Origin of the sequence: Pseudomonas synxantha, from assembly GCF_900105675.1 — a bacterium.
Taxonomy (GTDB): domain Bacteria; phylum Pseudomonadota; class Gammaproteobacteria; order Pseudomonadales; family Pseudomonadaceae; genus Aquipseudomonas; species Aquipseudomonas synxantha.
Genome location: NZ_LT629786.1, coordinates 1,716,535 through 1,732,323, shown reverse-complemented (window position 1 = coordinate 1,732,323; position 15,789 = coordinate 1,716,535). Strand labels below are relative to the sequence as shown.

The following is a 15,789-nucleotide window of genomic DNA, read 5'->3' as shown; positions in this document are numbered from 1 at the left end:
TCGTAAGCGCAGAAACCAGCGGCCTCAATGAAAATCCCGGCTGCGCACAGTGATCCCTGCCAGCAGCGGCGTCAGGTCAGTCAGGCGCCCGGCGATCAAGTGCCGCACCTCGCCCACCGCCTCCCAGCGGCCGTCCACCTTGAGCAACCGCGAGCCCACCAGCGCCTGGCGCTGGCGCTCGGCCAGGTCACGCCAGACCACCACGTTGAGGTTGCCAAATTCATCTTCCAGGGTGACAAAGGTCACGCCACTGGCCGTACCAGGACGCTGGCGACCGGTGACCAGCCCGGCAATGCTGACGTTGCGTCCATGTTCCACGGCCAGCAGCTCCTGGGAACTGCGGCAGCGTCGCTTGCGCAACTCGCTGCGCAGCAGAGCCAAGGGATGCGGGCCAAGGGTGGTGCCGAGCGTGGCGTAATCGGCCTGCAGGTCCTCACCTACGCTGGGCGCGGGTAACGCCACCACCGCTTCATCGGGACTCGGCAGGCCGGCAAACAATCCAAGCTGCTGGTGCACGCCGGCCACATCCCAGCGCGCCTGATGACGGTTACCGGCCAGGGCGCGCAAGGCACCGGCATCCGCCAGCAGCGCCTGGGCCCGGGCATCCAGGCCGGCGCGTGCATCCAGATCGGCGATGTCGCTGAAGCGTTGCCGCTGGCGGACGGCTTCGATACGCCGTGCGTCTTCCTCGCGAAACCCCGAGATCATGCGCAAGCCCAAGCGAATCGCCGGCTGCTGGCCGTCGATGGGTTCCAGGCTGCAATCCCAGTCACTGGCCTGTACATCCACCGGGCGAATCTGCAAGCGATGGCGCCGGGCGTCCTGCAGAATCTGGTCCGGGCTGTAGAAGCCCATGGGCCAGCTGTTGATCAGGGCGCAGGCGAAAGCTGCCGGCTCATGGCACTTGAGCCAGCAACTGGCGTAGGTCAACAAGGCAAAACTGGCCGCGTGGGACTCAGGGAAGCCATAGCTGCCAAAGCCCTTGATCTGCTCGAAAATCTGCGCGGCAAAGGCTTCGGTGTAGCCGTTCCTGAGCATGCCGTCGCGCAAGCGTTGCTGGTGCGGCTCCAGCCCGCCATGACGCTTCCAGGCGGCCATGGAGCGGCGCAACTGGTCGGCCTCGCCGGGGCTGTAGTCGGCGGCGACCATGGCGATCTGCATCACCTGTTCCTGGAACAGCGGGATGCCCAGGGTCCGCTCCAGCACCACTTTCAATGCCGGCGAGGGATAGGTCGTGGGCTCTTCCTTGTTCCGTCGGCGCAAATACGGATGCACCATGCCGCCCTGGATCGGCCCCGGACGCACGATGGCGACTTCGATCACCAGGTCATAGAACGTCTGCGGCTTGAGCCTGGGCAACATCGACATTTGCGCCCGCGATTCAATCTGGAACACACCGATGGTGTCGGCCTTGCTGATCATCGCGTAGGTCGCCGGGTCTTCCTTGGGAATGCTTGCCAGGCTCAAGTCCTGATTGCGATGACGGCGCAGCAGGTCGAAACAGCGGCGAATTGCGCTGAGCATGCCCAGGGCGAGGATATCCACCTTGAGCAGGCCCACCGCGTCGAGGTCGTCCTTGTCCCACTGGATGATGGTGCGCTCGGCCATGGCGGCGTTTTCCACCGGCACCAGGGTATCCAGTGGGTATTCGGAAATCACGAAGCCGCCGGGATGCTGGGACAGGTGCCGAGGAAAGCCGATCAATTGCTGGGTCAGCGTCAGCACACGGCGCAACAGTGGGCTGTCCGGGTCGAAGCCGCTTTCACGCAGGCGCTCCAGGGGCGGCGCGTCGTCACTCCAGCGCCCACAGCAGTCAGCCAGCGCATTGATCTGGTCTGGCGGCAACCCCAGGGCCTTGGCCACATCCCGCACCGCGCCGGTCGCGTGGTAGCTGCTGACCACCGCCGTCAATGCCGCGCGGTGGCGGCCATAGCGCTGGAAGACGTATTGCAGCACTTCTTCGCGGCGTTCGTGTTCGAAGTCGACGTCGATATCCGGCGGCTCGTTGCGCTCCTTGGACAAGAAGCGCTCGAACAACAGGCTGGTCAGGCTCGGGTTGATCTCGGTGATGCCCAGGGCAAAGCACACCGCCGAATTGGCCGCCGAACCTCGGCCCTGGCACAGGATCGAACGGCTGCGGGCAAAGCGCACAATGTCGTGCACCGTGAGGAAATAGCTTTCGTAGCCCAGCTCGCTGATCAGCTTCAACTCTTTATCGATCTGTTCCAGGGTCTTGGCATCGACGCCCTTGGGCCAGCGCCGGGCAATGCCTTCTTCGGTGACCGCACGCAGCCAGGAGGCGGCGTCATGGCCGCTGGGCACCAGTTCCCGCGGATAGTGGTAACGCAGCTGGCTCAGGTCGAAGGTGCAACGCCGGGCTATCGCCAGGGTTTCGTCCAGCAGTGCTTGCGGGTAGAGCCCGCCCAGGGCATCCAGGCTACGCAGGTGCCGCTCGCCATTGGGGTGCAACAGCGTGCCGGCGTCGGCCACCGCTACGTGGTGGCGGATGGCGGTCATGGTGTCTTGCAGGGCGCGACGCCCGCGTGCATGCATATGCACATCGCCGCAGGCCACGGCGGGGATGTGCAGGCTGGCGGCCAATTGCAGGCGCTGTTCCAAGTGGCGTTCGTCGTCCTGGCCGCAATGCAACTGCACCGCCAGCCACAGGCGCTCGGCGAAGGTACGGCGCAACCATTGGATCGAGGCTTGGGTGTCCTCGTCTTGTGCCACCCATAGTGCCAGCAGGCCGGGCAACGGTTGCTCGAAGTCTTCCTGCAGCAGGCGATAACGGCCTTTTTCGGCGCGACGCCGGGCCAGGGTGATCAAACGGCACAGGTGCTGATAGCCGCTGAGGTCTTCCACCAGCAGCACCAGTTTCAGGCCGTTTTCGAGGCGCATCTCGCTGCCGATAATCAGCGGCAGGTCTACCGCCTTCGCCGCTTGCCAGGCTCGCACAACGCCCGACAGCGTGCATTCGTCAGTGATCGCCAAAGCGCTGTAGCCTTGGGCTTTGGCCCGCTCGAACAGTTCCAGGGCGCTGGAGGCACCGCGTTGGAAGCTGAAGTTGGACAGGCAGTGCAGCTCGGCGTAACTCATGCAAACCAGCCTTGCAGCCACAGCCCATCGCTGTTCCCGACGTTGCGGTAGGCCCAGCCTTGCTGGCCGGCACGGGTCTGGATCAGGTAATAGTCGCGGCGCACATCGGCGCCATCCCACCAGCCGGACTCGATGCGCTCCGGCCCCATCAGAATGCGCACGCCTTGCTCTGCCAGCAAGGTCGGTTCGAGTAATAGCCAGCCGGGCCGCCGGACCTTGCTCAAGCTCGGGCATGGTCGGCTGTCGGTCGCGGCCTGCCAGGCGCATTCGGGGCGGTGGTCGGCGTGGAAACGCAAGCCCTGCACGGCGTCATCCCCCAGGCGCGCACGCAGGCGTTCGCGCAGTTGTTCCCATGGCAGGGTTTGTTGCGGGCGGTCGTCGAACAGGTCCTGGCGCTGCGGCACGAACACCGGCAAGTCCTCGGCCACCAGGCGCAAGCCGCGCACCGGCGAGGTGACCTGGACCTGCTCCAGGCGCCCGCGGGCCAGCTCGAACAGCATCAAGGGCTCGCGTTCGGCGCTGAGCAGGCCGACCTTGATCACACTGTCCGGTGCCTGGGCATGTTCCAGATGCAGGTCGAAGCGCTGCACGCCACTGTCGCGCCCGCAAAGGAAGGCCGACAAGTCGCCGGTCAAGCGGCGCAAGGGAAACAGCAGCGCCTGGTGGGATTGCACATCGAAGTTCAACTCGATGCGCGCATCGAACTGGTCCGGCGGCTGATAGAACCCCAAGGCCAAGGGCCGTTGCCCGCTCAAGGCGTCGAGGTGCTTGAGCAGGCTGGCGTCAAAGCGCCGCGCCAGGGTGTGCCGGGGCAGTACCTGTACCTGGGCCAGGGTGCGCAGGCCCATGCGTGACAAAGCCGTGGCGGCTTGCGGCTCGAGGCCGGCGCGGTCGATGGGCAGCAGCGCCAGGGCGTGCATCAAGGCGCTGTCATCGGCCACGGCCAGGCCATCGTAAAGGTTCGCCAACACCCTTGCCGCCGCAGGATTGGGCGCAGCGACGATGCGGTGACGAAAGCCAAGCTCGGTCAATTCCTTGCGCAAACGCGCCTCGAACTGCGGCCAGGGCCCGAACAGGCCCAGGCTCGACTCGATCTCGAACAACAAGGCCCGCGGGTAATACAGGCTGACCTGGGAGCTGAAACGGTAGGCCCAGGCGGCGAGTAACTGCTGCAGGCGCTCGATCTCCAAGGGGTCGTATTCGACGCAGGCAAAGCTTTTGGCCAGGGCATGGGCCGCCGTCAAGGATTGGCCGGGGCGCAGGCCCAAGGCCCGGGCGGCGGCATTGACGGTTTGCAGCACCCGCCGCTGCGACGTGCCGGCCAGCAGTGCCAGGGGTTGGTCGGGCTCGGGATGCACACGCTGCGCCCCGTCCAGCGCCAATTGCGGGAAGACAATACACACCCAACGCATGGCAACCTCAATGCCCCGTCAGGGCGATCGGCGCCGGGTGGGCCAACCCGCCGCGGCACTTGAGCACCCGCACTTGTGCCGGCCGGGCCTCGACCGCCAGACGCAATGCCGCGGGCGATGCATTGACCGCCTCACTCAAGGAGCGCCAGGCAAACGCCAGGGTCTGGCCGGTTTCCGCCGCCACCTGCAAACGCCGCAAGGCCCGGTCATCGGCCTTGCGCGGCCAGCACAACACCGCGCCGCAACTGCCGGAACGCAGACACTGCTCCACCGCCCACAGCGCGTCGCGCTCCTCGGCCTGGATGATGGAAAGCTTGCGCACATCCACCCCGGCGTTCTGCCAGGCATGGGGGTACGGCGTATAAGGCGGCGCCACCAGCACAATGCGCTCGCCCTGGGCCGACAAGCGCGCCAGGGTCGGCAGTACCAGCTGCAACTCGCCCACACCGTCCTTGGCCATCAGGATTTCACTCAAGGCAGCTTCCGGCCAGCCGCCACTGGGCAGCACCGCATCCAGCGCCGCCAGCCCCGTGGGGTGCACGCTGGCCGGTGGTGCGGCAGGCCGGCCCTTCCAGACTCGCCCACCATTGAACAGCGAGTCCAGGGCAACCACGGCGCCCATCAGCCTTGCCTCACCAGGCCACAGAACACCCCTTCAATGGCCAGGTCCTGATCGGGTCCGACCACGATGGGTTGATACGCAGGATTGCGTGGCAACAGGCGAACCCGGTCGCCGCTGCGCTCGAAACGCTTGATGGTGACTTCACCGTCCAGGCGCGCCACTACAATCTGTCCGTTCAAGGCTTCGACGCTGCGACGCACGCCCACCAGGTCGCCGTCGAGAATGCCGTCTTCGATCATCGAATCGCCCTGCACCCGCAGCAGGTAGTCGGGGGTTTTCGCGAAGGTGGCAGGGTCCAGTTGCAAGCGGCTGTGCACTTCGGCATCGGCGTCGATGGGCCGGCCGGCCGCCACACGGCCAAGCACCGGGACATCCAGCCACTCGGCACGCACGGGTTGATTGAGCAGACGAATACCACGGGCCTGGTTGGGGTTGACCTCGATAAAGCCAGCTTCAGTCAGGGCCACCACATGCTTGCGGGCGACGCTGCGCGAGGCGAAGCCGAACGCCTCGGCGATCTCGGCGAGGCTGGGGGGCTGGCCTTGTTGCGCGATGCGGTCACGGATGAAGGTCAGGATGGCGGTACGGCGGGGGGTCAGGTTCGTCATGGAGTACATTTGTACTCCTCTGGGAAATTTCTGACAATTACCGTCAGTCGGGGTTGAGGTTAGCGAGGTGGTTGCGCGACTCTGATCCGGGAGCTTGATTTCATAACGGTCTGATTGACTGCACCCGGTAAAAAATGTGGGAGGGGGCTTGCTCTCGATGGCGGTGGGTCAGTCCTAGATGCGTTGCCTGATACTCCCTCATCGGGAGCAAGCCCCCTCCCACATTGGATCGCAGGTGCGTCAGTGGGATCATCGGCGGCTGTCGGGCCGCTGCGCGAGCAAGCTCCCTCACCAGCCTTCTTTCAGCATCTTCAGTTCAAGGTGCAGCAACAACATGATTGTCTTGCCATCCACAATATCCCCACTCTGCACCATCTCCAGTGCCTGCTCGAAGCCTAGTTCGAGCACCTCGATATCCTCGCCCTCCTCTTCCAGGCCGCCGCCCGCACCCACCCGATCCCCCGGCTGATACTCGCCCATGAAAAAGTGAATCCGCTCAGTCACCGAGCCTGGACTCATGAACGCCGCGTAGATTTGCTCCACATGCCCCACGCGATACCCGGTCTCTTCCTCGGCTTCCAGGCGGATGCGTTCTTCAGGGCTGGCGTTATCCAGCAAGCCGGCCGCCGCTTCGATCAGGTAGCCGGGATAGTCGTTGACGAAGGTGGGCATGCGGAACTGGCGGATCAACAGCACTGTGCGTTGCCCGCGGTTGTACAGCAGGATCGTCGCGCCGTTGCCACGGTCGTACACCTCGCGGGTCTGGGCTTGCCAGCTGCCATCCCGGCGACGCAGGTCGAAGCTGTATTTTTTCAAGAGGTACCAGCTGTCCGAGAGGGTTTCTTCGGCGGTGATGCGAACGGGGCTGTTGTCCATAGTGGGCCTATGCAGGTGGGAACAGGTTCAGTGGCGATGGCTGCCGTTGAGCCGACCACCCTAACAACCTGCGCCTGGATTGTTCAATGCTGTAACACTTTGCTCTGCTACAACCGTCGCATTAATGCCTGCGCGCTCGGGCCATCTGGTAAAACCCGTGCTTCGCTTTTGTCCTGGAGCTTTCATGTCTTCTCGCTTTATCGCCCGCCTGGGCCTGCGCTGGCTGCCCTTGCTGTGCATGGCTGCGCTGATCGTCGGCCTGCCCGTCGGCTGCGCCGTGCTGCAACACAAGGAACGCGAGCTGGTGTTTCGCATCGAGCCGGGGACTGCCGGCTGGTACACCGGCCTGCCCAAGGCGGTGCAGGAATTCGAACTCAGGCCCGCCAATTTCAAATCGGGGCAGAACATTCATGGCTGGTGGTACCCGGCTGCGACGAAGGAGGCGCCGGCCATCCTCTACCTGCACGGGGTGCGCTGGAATCTCACAGGCCAGCTGTTTCGCATCGAGCAATTGCATGCCCTGGGCTTCTCGGTATTAGCCATCGACTATCGCGGCTTCGGCCAAAGCCACGGCGACCTACCTTCGGAAACCACGGTGTACGAAGACGCACGCATCGCCTGGGAGCGCTTCCAGACCCTGCAACCGGACCCGGGCAAGCGCCTGATCTACGGGCATTCCCTGGGTGGCGCGGTGGCAATCGACCTGGCCGCCGAACTGGGCAAGCAGGTGCCGCTGCCGGTACGTGGGCTGGTGATCGAATCCACCTTCACCTCCCTCGCGGATGTGGCCACGGCTGTCAGCAATACCTCTTTGCCGGTGCGCTGGTTGCTGTCGCAGAAGTTCGATTCCATTGACAAGATTGCCGATATCCACATGCCGTTGCTGGTGGTCCACGGCCTCGACGACCGCTACGTGCCACCGCGTTTCAGCCAGCAGTTGTTTGAAGCCGCCCAGGAGCCCAAGCATCTGTTGCTGGTACCGGGCGCCAGCCATAACAACAGCATGAGCCTGGCCGGGCGCAGCTATGGCCAGGCACTGGACAGGCTGATGCGCACCAGGATGCCCGACCCGGTAGTGACTCACTCCACAGCGCGCGACAACGCATCATAAACAGGCTTTTCGGCACTGGGTTCGCGCTTGGCTGTCAAGCGCAAACCCTGCCCATGCTGGCCCGAAACAGAAGTTGATCAAATAATGACCTGCATTGAAATCGCCAACGCTACCGGGCCTTCGTAAAGTTATCCACAGAGATACCCACGGTTTTCGTGGACAACTCTTTTTATTTTTTTACGATTTTTTTGCTCAGGCAACACATTCAGGAAAGCTCCCGGGCAGCAAAATCTCGCGGTTCACATCACGTATATCGTTATAGCCACACAGCGCCATCGACACGTCCAACTCTCGGGCGATGATGTCCAGCGCCTTGGTCACGCCCGCCTCGCCCATCGCACCCAGGCCATACAGGTGCGGGCGACCGATCATGGTGCCCTTGGCCCCCAGGGCGATGGCCTTGAGTACGTCCTGGCCGGAGCGAATCCCCCCATCGAGCCATACTTCGATGCGCTTGCCCACGGCCTCGACAATCGCCGGCAGTTGGCTGATGCTCGACGGCGCGCCATCCAGCTGACGACCGCCGTGGTTGCTTACCACCAGCGCATCGGCGCCGGAATCGGCCGCCAGCCGCGCATCTTCCACGTCGAGGATGCCCTTGATGATCAACTTGCCGCCCCAGCATTTCTTGATCCACGCCACATCGTCCCAACTCAGGCGCGGGTCGAATTGCTGGGCGGTCCAGGACGACAGCGAACTCATGTCGGCCACGCCCTTCACATGCCCGACGATATTGCCGAAACCACGGCGCTGGGTGCCGAGCATGCCCATTACCCAGCGCGGCTTGGTCATCATGTTGAGGATATTCGGCAGGGTCAGCTTGGGTGGTGCCGACAGGCCATTGATCAAGTCCTTGTGGCGTTGCCCGAGTATCTGCAGGTCAAGGGTCAGCACCAACGCATCCACCCCGGCAGCCTTGGCGCGCTCGATCAACCGCTCGATAAACTCGCGGTCGCGCATCACATACAGCTGGAACCAGAACGGCTGGCCGACATGCTCGGCGATGTCTTCCAGGGAGCAGATGCTCATGGTCGACAAGGTATAACGCAACCCGAATGCGGCAGCGGCACGGGCGGTAAGAATCTCGCCATCGGCATGCTGCATGCCCGCCAGGCCGGTGGGCGCCAGGGCCACGGGCATGGCCATGTCCTGGCCGATCATCGTGGCGCGGATTGAACGCTCATCGATATTACGCGCCACCCTTTGGCGGAATTGGATGCGCGCAAAATCACTCTCATTGGCGCGATAGGTGCTCTCAGTCCAGGAACCGGAATCAGCGTAGTCGTAGAACATCCGTGGCACACGTTTCTGCGCCAGCTTGCGTAAGTCTTCGATGGTTGTGATCAACGACATCGGGTCACCTCTCCCTGAACTGAGGGAAGAGATTAACCGGCGATCGGCTGTGCAGCCAACCACTGGCTCGCAACCAACGTTTTATTGGCTAGGAGGTGCAGCGTGCGGCATAACCAGATGTTCGCTGTTCACCATCAAAAGAGCGTCCATCACCGCATGGCCGCTGGCCGTATTATCGAAGATGCACCAAGTGGGAACACCCGCCGCAGCCGACGGCTCCAGCAGCCGTGCATAGGCCTGCACACGCTGCAAGCCGTAGGCGCTGTGATAAATGCGCGGCGAGCCGTGCAAGCGCCAATACTGCACGCCTTGCCAGCCGGCGCCTGGGTCGATGACGGCCGGGTCGGCGTTTACCCGGCCTATCTGCATGTCCAGCAACATGGCCTCGGCGTCAAGCCAACTGGGGTGACGCGGCTCCAGCACCACGGCGCCGGCAAAACGCTGGCGCAGTGCAGTGAAAAAACCTGTGGCCAACGCCGGTTCATAGCGCAACGAAGGCGGCAGTTGCACCAGCAGGCAGCCCAGCTTCTGCTCCAGATGCAGGCACTGCTCAAGGAACTCATCCAGCGCGGTAGCGCACCCTTGCAAGCGCAGTTCATGGGTAATGCGCTTAGGCACCTTGACCGAGAAACGAAATGCCGACGGCACCGATTGCGCCCAGCGTGTATAGGTCTTGGGCAGGTGCGGACGGTAAAACGAACTGTTGATTTCCACCGCGTTGAAACGCGAGGCATAGCGCTGCAGATGAGTGCCCTCTTCGACAAACGCCGCCCAGTGTTCGCGCGGCAGGCTCCACCCCGCACATCCCACATACACAGGTGCCGTCAAAACAGCACCTTGGCTGCATCGCGCATGAAAATCTCGATGGTCTTGGGCCCGACCCCGTCAAACTCGCCGAGGCGCTGTTCGAAAGCGTGACGGTCCTCGCTGGCGTATTTGATCTGGGTGATCTTGCCCGCGTACTCGGCATTCAATTTGGCACTCAGGTCCAGCAGGCGCTGGGCGGTGGTTTCGTCGTAGCGTACGTAGTGGGCACGCCCCAACATCGAAACCAGCTCACGGGAGGTGCAATGCTGCAGCTTGCGCGCAGTATCGCGGCCCTCCTCTTCGATAATCACCCGATACGCCTGGGCCGCAATCGGCGCCTGGATACGCTTGCCCATCAGAAAGCTGGCGATAAACCATTTAAACAGGCTGGCGTCATCATCGGGCTTGAGTTCGATGCCGAGTTCAGACGCCGTGATCGACTTGGCCATCTCAATGACCCAGCTTGCGCTCAGCCTTGTCGGCCTGCTCATTGATGGCGTCAGTCTGGCGCTCGGTATCCTTGATCGACGTCGGGGTCAGGACCTTGTCGACGGTTTCTGTCTTTGGGTCCGGATGCCCGAGGGTCTGTCCCTTGACGGGTTTTTCGGCACCTGTCTGGGCGTCTTCGGAGCTGATGGGGTTGGGGGTTTTGTCGGCAGTCTTGGCGTCAGTCACGGTGTATCTCCTGGCAGATGCGAGCCTGCGAAAATCGGCAGGCACTTATGCAGCAGAGCCCGCCGTAATTCGATAGTTCAAGGAAATTGCCTTCGTCACCGCTGGCGAAAAAACGCAAAAAAAATTTAAACCTTTTGCGCGGCCGCCGGCTCAACACTCAGGTAACGACATCACGTCATCCATAAGGAGATTCACCATGACTAGCAAGCTGATGAAACAGATGGGCCTGACCTTCGCACTGGCTGCGGGTTCGATTTCCGTTGCCATGGCGGCGACCTCCAATGACTTCGTCGACAAGGCCGCGCAGAGTGGTATCACCGAAGTCGAGGCCGGCAAGCTCGCCCTGCAAAAAAGCAGTTCGGCTGACGTGAAGACCTTCGCCCAGCACATGGTCGACGACCACACCAAGGCCAACCAGGAACTGATGGCACTGGCCAAGAAACATGATCTTGAAGTGCCGGATGATGCCGCGCTCATGGACAAGGCCAAGAAAGCCATTCTCGAGATGCGCGACGAATCCTTCGACAAGGCCTATGCCAACAACCAGGTCAATGCCCATGAAGAAGCCGTCGAACTGTTCAAGAAAGAATCGACTTCCTCGGACAACGCCGAGCTGAAGGCTTTTGCCAGCGAGAAGCTGCCGACCCTGGAAAAACACCTGAAAATGGCCAAGGAGCTGCAAAGCAAATACGCCAAGTAACCCACTCACCCACACAGGAGATATCCGCTCATGAGTGCACAACTCAACGGTAAGAAAATCCTGATCATCACCTCCAATACCGGCATCGAGCGCGACGAGCTGCTCAAACCCTTGGAAGCCCTGCGGGGCTACGGCGCCACCGTGACCCACGCTTCCAGCAAAGGCGGCACCACCCAGACCTTTGTCGGCGATACCGAAAAGGACGGGACCGTGGAGTCCGACGTGCAACTGTCGGATGTGGTCAGCGGCAACTTCGATGCGCTGGTCATCCCGGGCGGCACGGTGAATGCCGATACCTTGCGCCAGGATGCCGCAGCGCTGCGCCTGATCAAGGACTTCGCCGAAGCCGGCAAAACCATCGCGGCCATCTGCCACGGGCCATGGGCGCTGATTGATGCCGGCGTGGTCAAGGGCAAGACCCTGACTGCCTATAAAAGCGTGCGCATCGACCTTGAAAACGCAGGTGCCGCGGGTGTGGTCGATGCCCAGGTCAAGGAGTGCAAGGCCAACGGCTGGACCTTGATCACCTCACGTACGCCGGACGACTTGCCAGCGTTCAACGAGGCGATTGCCAAGGCTGTTGCCGGCTGATCACGAGATAAAAATCTCCAGGACGCTGGAGCTGAAAATGTGGGAGGGGGCTTGCTCCCGATAGCGGTGGGTCAGTGAAGCATAGGCTAGCTGACCTACCGCTATCGGGAGCAAGCCCCCTCCCACATTTTGACCTGGGCAGCATTGTGCAATCCTGCGGGAGCCCGACCATGCAAGCTGCACGAAAGCCAATCATTACTTAACTTATATCTACTTGATTTTAAACATAAATCTACCGAAGCAAAAGTTGGTACGCCTGATGCAATAGCCTGACTACGAGGCGTGCATTTCGACACGCCCGTCCACTACCGTGAGGTTCTACATGAATGCCATCGACCTTCTCAAAGCCGACCACGAACGCGTAAAGACCCTGCTGACCCAACTGAGCGAATCCACCGAGCGCGGGGTTAAAAAGCGTACCGAGTTGCTGGCCAAGCTCGAGATGGAAATCACCCTGCATACCCAGCTCGAAGAGGAAATCCTCTACCCCGCTTTCCGCAAAGCTGGCGGCAAGGAGCAGGACATCATGTACCACGAAGCCAAGGAAGAGCACCGCACCGTCGACTCGCTGGTGCTGCCCGACCTGAAGCAGACCGACCCGTCATCCACCGAGTTTTCCGGGCGGGTCAAAGTGGTCAAGGAGTTGCTTGAGCACCACATCGAAGAGGAAGAAACGGAAATGTTCCCCCAGGCCAGGAAATTGCTCGGCAAGGCGGTGCTTGACGAACTGGGCGCTGAAATGGAAGCGATGAAAGCGGCCTATAAAAAGGCCCACGCCAGCAAACCGCTGGCGGCCTGAGGTTCAAAACACAGTGTTCAGTCATGGCGCCAAGTCACTCTAGAGACCCCCAGCCCAGTAGCGACTGCGCGCTGGGGTTTTCCTGCCGCTATTACAACAATGCCCCGTATCGTCCAATACGGGGCATTGTCAAACACAGTCTGTAGCCAAGCTGCGCCTCAGTCTTTACGCGCTGAAGCCATCTCGCGCTTGGGCCCGAACAGCGCCCACACAATCAAGCCCAGCAACGGCACGAAGATCAGGATCACCAGCCACAGCCCCTTGCTCTCCCAACCACCGGTGCTGCGCAATACGACGTTGATTGCCCACAATTCCGCCAGCAGCAGAATCACCGCCAATACGATCCAGATATAGTCTACTTGCATGAATCACCTCCTGAGGTCTATGCATTAGGTCAAGTATCTGGCCTCAGGGTTCCATTCGATTTCGCGCAGCGTCTCAAGGCACGGGCAACCAACCACCGAAACGCGCCTGGCGAGTCAATGGACACCAGGCAAAGTCCCCTGCCGGGTCGGGCAACGCCTGGCGTTCGGCACCCAGTAATGGTGCGCCCTTCCAATCGAAAACCCTTGTCCCTTGCCAGGCCAGTACCACGCCCTGGGCCTGGCTTTGATCGGTATTGACCCAACACGCCGCCGAGGCCGCCATGAAGGCTTCGATGGGCTCGTCGTCGATCTGCGCACGGTAAGTCGAGACCAGCAGCCAGCGGCACACGTTCAGGTGATAGGTCCAATCCAGTGCTGGCTGATTGCGGTAGGCCCAGGTCATGAAACTGCGGAACAGGTTCAGCCCCTCCGGCGGGTCGAGCTTGAGCAGTGCCGGGCAGATATCAAACAACGTGTGCCAATGGGGCAGCAAGCGTGCATCCAGGTGCACGAAACAGCGGGAATTACTCGGGTAGTCGGGCAGCGCCGGCTCGCTGCGCAGGCGGCGGGACGCCTTGCTGACCAGGCGGTTGGCGCCTGCAGGCAATTGATGATTCATGGGTCGCACTCACAGTCATGACGATAGAACGCCCCCTGGTCACAGGGGGCCCAAGGCACACGTCAGAAGTCTGGGGAAGCGCGGGGGTTGGCCGAGGGCCAGGAATAACGCGGCGGCGCCTTGTTGCGCCGTTCATGGGCTGGACGCGGGGTTTGCGCCAGGCCCAACAGCCAGGCCAGGCCGATCAGGAAGACGATGGCGACGGTAACGGCGCTGCACACCGGGCAGGCAAAGTAGTTCGAGATGTTGCTGGAATTCGGGTTAGCCAACCCTTTATCGGAAAGGGGCGACTGGCCGCCGTCGGCTGAACAGAACAGGCCACCGATGCCATTGAGTTGCTGGCCCATCATCTGGCCATGCCCCAAACCGCAGGCGAAGAGGTTCATCAGCACGCAGAAGTACAGGGCCCAGGCGATCAGCGAACGGTCACAATGGCGCAATTTCATGGCGGCGACTCTACCACCGAAGCCGCAAAAGGATGAAGTGCGGCGCGCCCCTGTGGCAGAACGTCGCAGATTACGCCGGTCAGCCAGGGTTGCTAGACTGTGGGCCCTCCTCGTTTCTACGTTTCAAAGCCTGGCTTTCAAAGCCTGATGTGTAGATCCAGAGCAATGCAGGCGTTTCACAGGATGCACAGTTAATGAGTACGTTATTCACCCGCCGCAAAGTGCTGACCGGCATGGGCCTGTTGGGCCTGGGCAGCCTGCTGGGCGGCTGTGACTACAGCCCCAAGCTGAATTTCAAATACGGCAAGGACCTCAGTGACAAGATCATGGGCCGCACCTTCAAGCTCAAGAATACCGACGGCGAAACCGTCACCTTGAGTTCGTACCGAGGCCTGATGCCGGTGGTGTTCTTCGGCTTCACCCAGTGCCCGGCGGTCTGCCCGACGACCCTGGCCCGCGCCGCCCAGGCCAAGAAGCTGATGGGCCGCGACGGTGAGATCATGCAGGTGGTGTTCATCACCCTGGACCCCGAGCGCGACACCCCTGAAATCCTCGACAAATACGTCAAGGCCTTCGATCCCAGCTTCGAAGCGCTCTACGGCACCCCGGAAGAAATCGCCGTGGCCGCCAAGGAATTCGGGATCTTTTATGAAAAGATCCCCGCCGGCGACACCTACACCCTGTCCCACACCGCCACCAGTTTCGTGTTCGACACCCGTGGCAACCTGCGCCTTGGCTTGCAGGCATCCCTTACCGCTCAAGAGTGTGCAGAAGACCTGCTCACCGTCATGGAGGTCTGCTAATGACTGCCGTTCAATATCTCAAGCGCCTGACCCTCGGCCTAACCCTGCTGGGCCTCGCCGCCCACGCCAGCGCCCAGGTACTGGTCGAAGACGCCTGGGTGCGCGCTTCCGTGCCGGGCCAACCGTCCAGCGGTGCGTTCATGACCGTGACCGCCGACAGCGACAGCCGGCTGCTCAGCGTGGCCTCGCCGGTGGCCAAGGACGTGCAGATCCATGAAATGAGCATGAAGGACGACGTGATGCGCATGGGCCCGGTGGACTCGGTGGCCCTGCCTGCTGGCAAAGCCGTCAAGCTCGACCCGAACGGCTACCACGTGATGCTGATGGGCCTGACCGGCCAGATCAAGGAAGGCGACCAGGTGCCGCTGACCCTTACGGTGCAGGATGCCAAGGGTGAAAAGCAGACGGTTGAAGTAAAGGCTGCCGCCCGTGGCCTGGATGGCATGGACCACAGCAAGATGGACCATAGCAAGATGCATTGATTGGGCTGTGGGAGCGAACTTGATCCAGTGGTGGCCTCAAAGCCGACCAGTTCAAAACGTCAAACTCGGTCAAAATGTGGGAGGGGGCTTGCCCCCGATGGCGGCCTGACAGCCGACCAGAATGTTGGATCAGACCGAGTACATATCCGTTATTTGGGCAACGGCCACTATTGGTTCCGCTTTTACAGCGGGTCACTTTTGAAAAGAGCCCAAAAGTAACCAAAAGGCTCTTGCCCCACCACTCGGCACCTCGCCCAGGCTCGGTGTGCCCGTAATCCGCCATGGATTTGGGAGGCCGCCGCCACGCGCCATCCATGGCGCGGGGCGGCTAAACCGGCATCCCTGCCGGTTTACCCCCCAAATCCCTGTCGAATTCCGGCCAGCGTGGTTTAACGGGGCGCCTAGGATCAAAAGCAGATCAAGA

18 protein-coding genes are annotated in these 15,789 nt (G+C 61.9%); 6 read left to right on the top strand and 12 right to left on the bottom strand.

Annotated elements, in window-relative coordinates; all coding sequences use genetic code 11:
• Positions 1 to 24 precede the first annotated feature (24 nt).
• The 5 genes from BLU48_RS08400 to BLU48_RS08380 form a co-directional block, all read right to left on the bottom strand.
• Positions 25 to 3,117: an error-prone DNA polymerase gene (locus tag BLU48_RS08400; RefSeq protein WP_197678342.1), complete on the bottom strand. Its 3,093-nt coding sequence runs from the start codon at positions 3,115 to 3,117 to the stop codon at positions 25 to 27.
• On the bottom strand, positions 3,093 to 4,508 hold the full coding sequence (locus BLU48_RS08395) for a Y-family DNA polymerase (RefSeq protein WP_057025073.1): 1,416 nt from the start codon (positions 4,506 to 4,508) through the stop codon (positions 3,093 to 3,095). Before BLU48_RS08395 ends, BLU48_RS08400 begins: the two co-directional genes overlap by 25 nt.
• 7 nt (positions 4,509 to 4,515) lie before the next feature.
• Positions 4,516 to 5,130 (bottom strand): translesion DNA synthesis-associated protein ImuA, encoded by a 615-nt coding sequence (gene imuA, locus BLU48_RS08390; protein WP_057014782.1) that lies wholly within the window; start codon positions 5,128 to 5,130, stop codon positions 4,516 to 4,518.
• Positions 5,130 to 5,747 carry a transcriptional repressor LexA gene (gene lexA / locus BLU48_RS08385; RefSeq protein ID WP_057025072.1) on the bottom strand — a complete coding sequence of 206 codons (618 nt, stop codon included), beginning with the start codon at positions 5,745 to 5,747 and terminating at the stop codon, positions 5,130 to 5,132. The genes imuA and lexA overlap by 1 nt, the downstream gene beginning before the upstream one ends.
• A 279-nt stretch (positions 5,748 to 6,026) precedes the next feature.
• Positions 6,027 to 6,614 carry an NUDIX domain-containing protein gene (locus BLU48_RS08380; protein WP_057025071.1) on the bottom strand — a complete coding sequence of 196 codons (588 nt, stop codon included), beginning with the start codon at positions 6,612 to 6,614 and terminating at the stop codon, positions 6,027 to 6,029.
• A gap of 184 nt (positions 6,615 to 6,798) precedes the next feature.
• Between BLU48_RS08380 and BLU48_RS08375 the strand changes: the two genes are divergently transcribed.
• Positions 6,799 to 7,725: an alpha/beta hydrolase gene (locus BLU48_RS08375; RefSeq protein WP_057025070.1), complete on the top strand. Its 927-nt coding sequence runs from the start codon at positions 6,799 to 6,801 to the stop codon at positions 7,723 to 7,725.
• Between the two features lie 192 nt (positions 7,726 to 7,917).
• On the opposite strand, the gene BLU48_RS08370 is transcribed toward BLU48_RS08375, so the two are convergent.
• From BLU48_RS08370 to BLU48_RS08355, 4 genes are all read right to left on the bottom strand, one after another.
• Positions 7,918 to 9,078, bottom strand: coding sequence for an alpha-hydroxy acid oxidase (locus BLU48_RS08370; RefSeq protein ID WP_057025069.1), 1,161 nt, complete (start codon positions 9,076 to 9,078; stop codon positions 7,918 to 7,920).
• Between the two features lie 81 nt (positions 9,079 to 9,159).
• Positions 9,160 to 9,906 (bottom strand): DUF72 domain-containing protein, encoded by a 747-nt coding sequence (locus tag BLU48_RS08365; RefSeq protein ID WP_231989024.1) that lies wholly within the window; start codon positions 9,904 to 9,906, stop codon positions 9,160 to 9,162.
• Positions 9,903 to 10,334 (bottom strand): hypothetical protein, encoded by a 432-nt coding sequence (locus BLU48_RS08360; RefSeq protein ID WP_057025068.1) that lies wholly within the window; start codon positions 10,332 to 10,334, stop codon positions 9,903 to 9,905. Before BLU48_RS08360 ends, BLU48_RS08365 begins: the two co-directional genes overlap by 4 nt.
• A gap of 1 nt (position 10,335) precedes the next feature.
• Complete coding sequence (locus tag BLU48_RS08355) at positions 10,336 to 10,560, bottom strand: hypothetical protein (protein ID WP_057025067.1); 225 nt, start codon at positions 10,558 to 10,560, stop codon at positions 10,336 to 10,338.
• A gap of 196 nt (positions 10,561 to 10,756) precedes the next feature.
• Between BLU48_RS08355 and BLU48_RS08350 the strand changes: the two genes are divergently transcribed.
• From BLU48_RS08350 to BLU48_RS08340, 3 genes are all read left to right on the top strand, one after another.
• A complete protein-coding gene (locus tag BLU48_RS08350) occupies positions 10,757 to 11,260 on the top strand; it encodes a DUF4142 domain-containing protein (RefSeq protein ID WP_043050416.1) in 504 nt (167 codons plus the stop codon).
• Positions 11,261 to 11,290: 30 nt separating this feature from the next.
• Positions 11,291 to 11,851, top strand: coding sequence for a type 1 glutamine amidotransferase domain-containing protein (locus tag BLU48_RS08345; RefSeq protein WP_057025066.1), 561 nt, complete (start codon positions 11,291 to 11,293; stop codon positions 11,849 to 11,851).
• Between the two features lie 322 nt (positions 11,852 to 12,173).
• Complete coding sequence (locus BLU48_RS08340) at positions 12,174 to 12,650, top strand: hemerythrin domain-containing protein (RefSeq protein WP_043050414.1); 477 nt, start codon at positions 12,174 to 12,176, stop codon at positions 12,648 to 12,650.
• A 158-nt stretch (positions 12,651 to 12,808) separates the two neighbouring features.
• Here BLU48_RS08340 and BLU48_RS08335 read toward each other — a convergent pair whose 3' ends face one another.
• The 3 genes from BLU48_RS08335 to BLU48_RS08325 all read right to left on the bottom strand — a co-directional run bounded on the left by BLU48_RS08335 (position 12,809) and on the right by BLU48_RS08325 (position 14,080).
• Positions 12,809 to 13,015: a hypothetical protein gene (locus BLU48_RS08335; protein ID WP_043050413.1), complete on the bottom strand. Its 207-nt coding sequence runs from the start codon at positions 13,013 to 13,015 to the stop codon at positions 12,809 to 12,811.
• Between the two features lie 73 nt (positions 13,016 to 13,088).
• Positions 13,089 to 13,634 carry a putative natural product biosynthesis protein gene (locus BLU48_RS08330; RefSeq protein ID WP_057025065.1) on the bottom strand — a complete coding sequence of 182 codons (546 nt, stop codon included), beginning with the start codon at positions 13,632 to 13,634 and terminating at the stop codon, positions 13,089 to 13,091.
• Between the two features lie 62 nt (positions 13,635 to 13,696).
• On the bottom strand, positions 13,697 to 14,080 hold the full coding sequence (locus BLU48_RS08325) for a DUF2946 domain-containing protein (protein ID WP_057025064.1): 384 nt from the start codon (positions 14,078 to 14,080) through the stop codon (positions 13,697 to 13,699).
• Between the two features lie 194 nt (positions 14,081 to 14,274).
• Here BLU48_RS08325 and BLU48_RS08320 point away from each other — a divergent pair, with 194 nt between their 5' ends.
• Together BLU48_RS08320 and BLU48_RS08315 are read left to right on the top strand one after the other, a co-directional pair.
• Positions 14,275 to 14,883 (top strand): SCO family protein, encoded by a 609-nt coding sequence (locus BLU48_RS08320; protein WP_043050409.1) that lies wholly within the window; start codon positions 14,275 to 14,277, stop codon positions 14,881 to 14,883.
• Positions 14,883 to 15,365: a copper chaperone PCu(A)C gene (locus BLU48_RS08315; protein WP_057025063.1), complete on the top strand. Its 483-nt coding sequence runs from the start codon at positions 14,883 to 14,885 to the stop codon at positions 15,363 to 15,365. Before BLU48_RS08320 ends, BLU48_RS08315 begins: the two co-directional genes overlap by 1 nt.
• Positions 15,366 to 15,789 lie beyond the last annotated feature (424 nt).

Excerpts from the sequence above, each read along its gene's own strand:
- BLU48_RS08395 (WP_057025073.1), bottom strand. The coding sequence starts at position 4,508 with ATGCGTTGGGTGTGTATTGTCTTCCCGCAATTGGCGCTGGACGGGGCG.
- imuA (WP_057014782.1), bottom strand. The coding sequence starts at position 5,130 with ATGGGCGCCGTGGTTGCCCTGGACTCGCTGTTCAATGGTGGGCGAGTC.
- lexA (WP_057025072.1), bottom strand. The coding sequence starts at position 5,747 with ATGTACTCCATGACGAACCTGACCCCCCGCCGTACCGCCATCCTGACC.
- BLU48_RS08380 (WP_057025071.1), bottom strand. The coding sequence starts at position 6,614 with ATGGACAACAGCCCCGTTCGCATCACCGCCGAAGAAACCCTCTCGGAC.
- BLU48_RS08375 (WP_057025070.1), top strand. The coding sequence starts at position 6,799 with ATGTCTTCTCGCTTTATCGCCCGCCTGGGCCTGCGCTGGCTGCCCTTG.
- BLU48_RS08370 (WP_057025069.1), bottom strand. The coding sequence starts at position 9,078 with ATGTCGTTGATCACAACCATCGAAGACTTACGCAAGCTGGCGCAGAAA.
- BLU48_RS08360 (WP_057025068.1), bottom strand. The coding sequence starts at position 10,334 with ATGGCCAAGTCGATCACGGCGTCTGAACTCGGCATCGAACTCAAGCCC.
- BLU48_RS08350 (WP_043050416.1), top strand. The coding sequence starts at position 10,757 with ATGACTAGCAAGCTGATGAAACAGATGGGCCTGACCTTCGCACTGGCT.
- BLU48_RS08345 (WP_057025066.1), top strand. The coding sequence starts at position 11,291 with ATGAGTGCACAACTCAACGGTAAGAAAATCCTGATCATCACCTCCAAT.
- BLU48_RS08340 (WP_043050414.1), top strand. The coding sequence starts at position 12,174 with ATGAATGCCATCGACCTTCTCAAAGCCGACCACGAACGCGTAAAGACC.
- BLU48_RS08335 (WP_043050413.1), bottom strand. The coding sequence starts at position 13,015 with ATGCAAGTAGACTATATCTGGATCGTATTGGCGGTGATTCTGCTGCTG.
- BLU48_RS08330 (WP_057025065.1), bottom strand. The coding sequence starts at position 13,634 with ATGAATCATCAATTGCCTGCAGGCGCCAACCGCCTGGTCAGCAAGGCG.
- BLU48_RS08325 (WP_057025064.1), bottom strand. The coding sequence starts at position 14,080 with ATGAAATTGCGCCATTGTGACCGTTCGCTGATCGCCTGGGCCCTGTAC.
- BLU48_RS08320 (WP_043050409.1), top strand. The coding sequence starts at position 14,275 with ATGAGTACGTTATTCACCCGCCGCAAAGTGCTGACCGGCATGGGCCTG.
- BLU48_RS08315 (WP_057025063.1), top strand. The coding sequence starts at position 14,883 with ATGACTGCCGTTCAATATCTCAAGCGCCTGACCCTCGGCCTAACCCTG.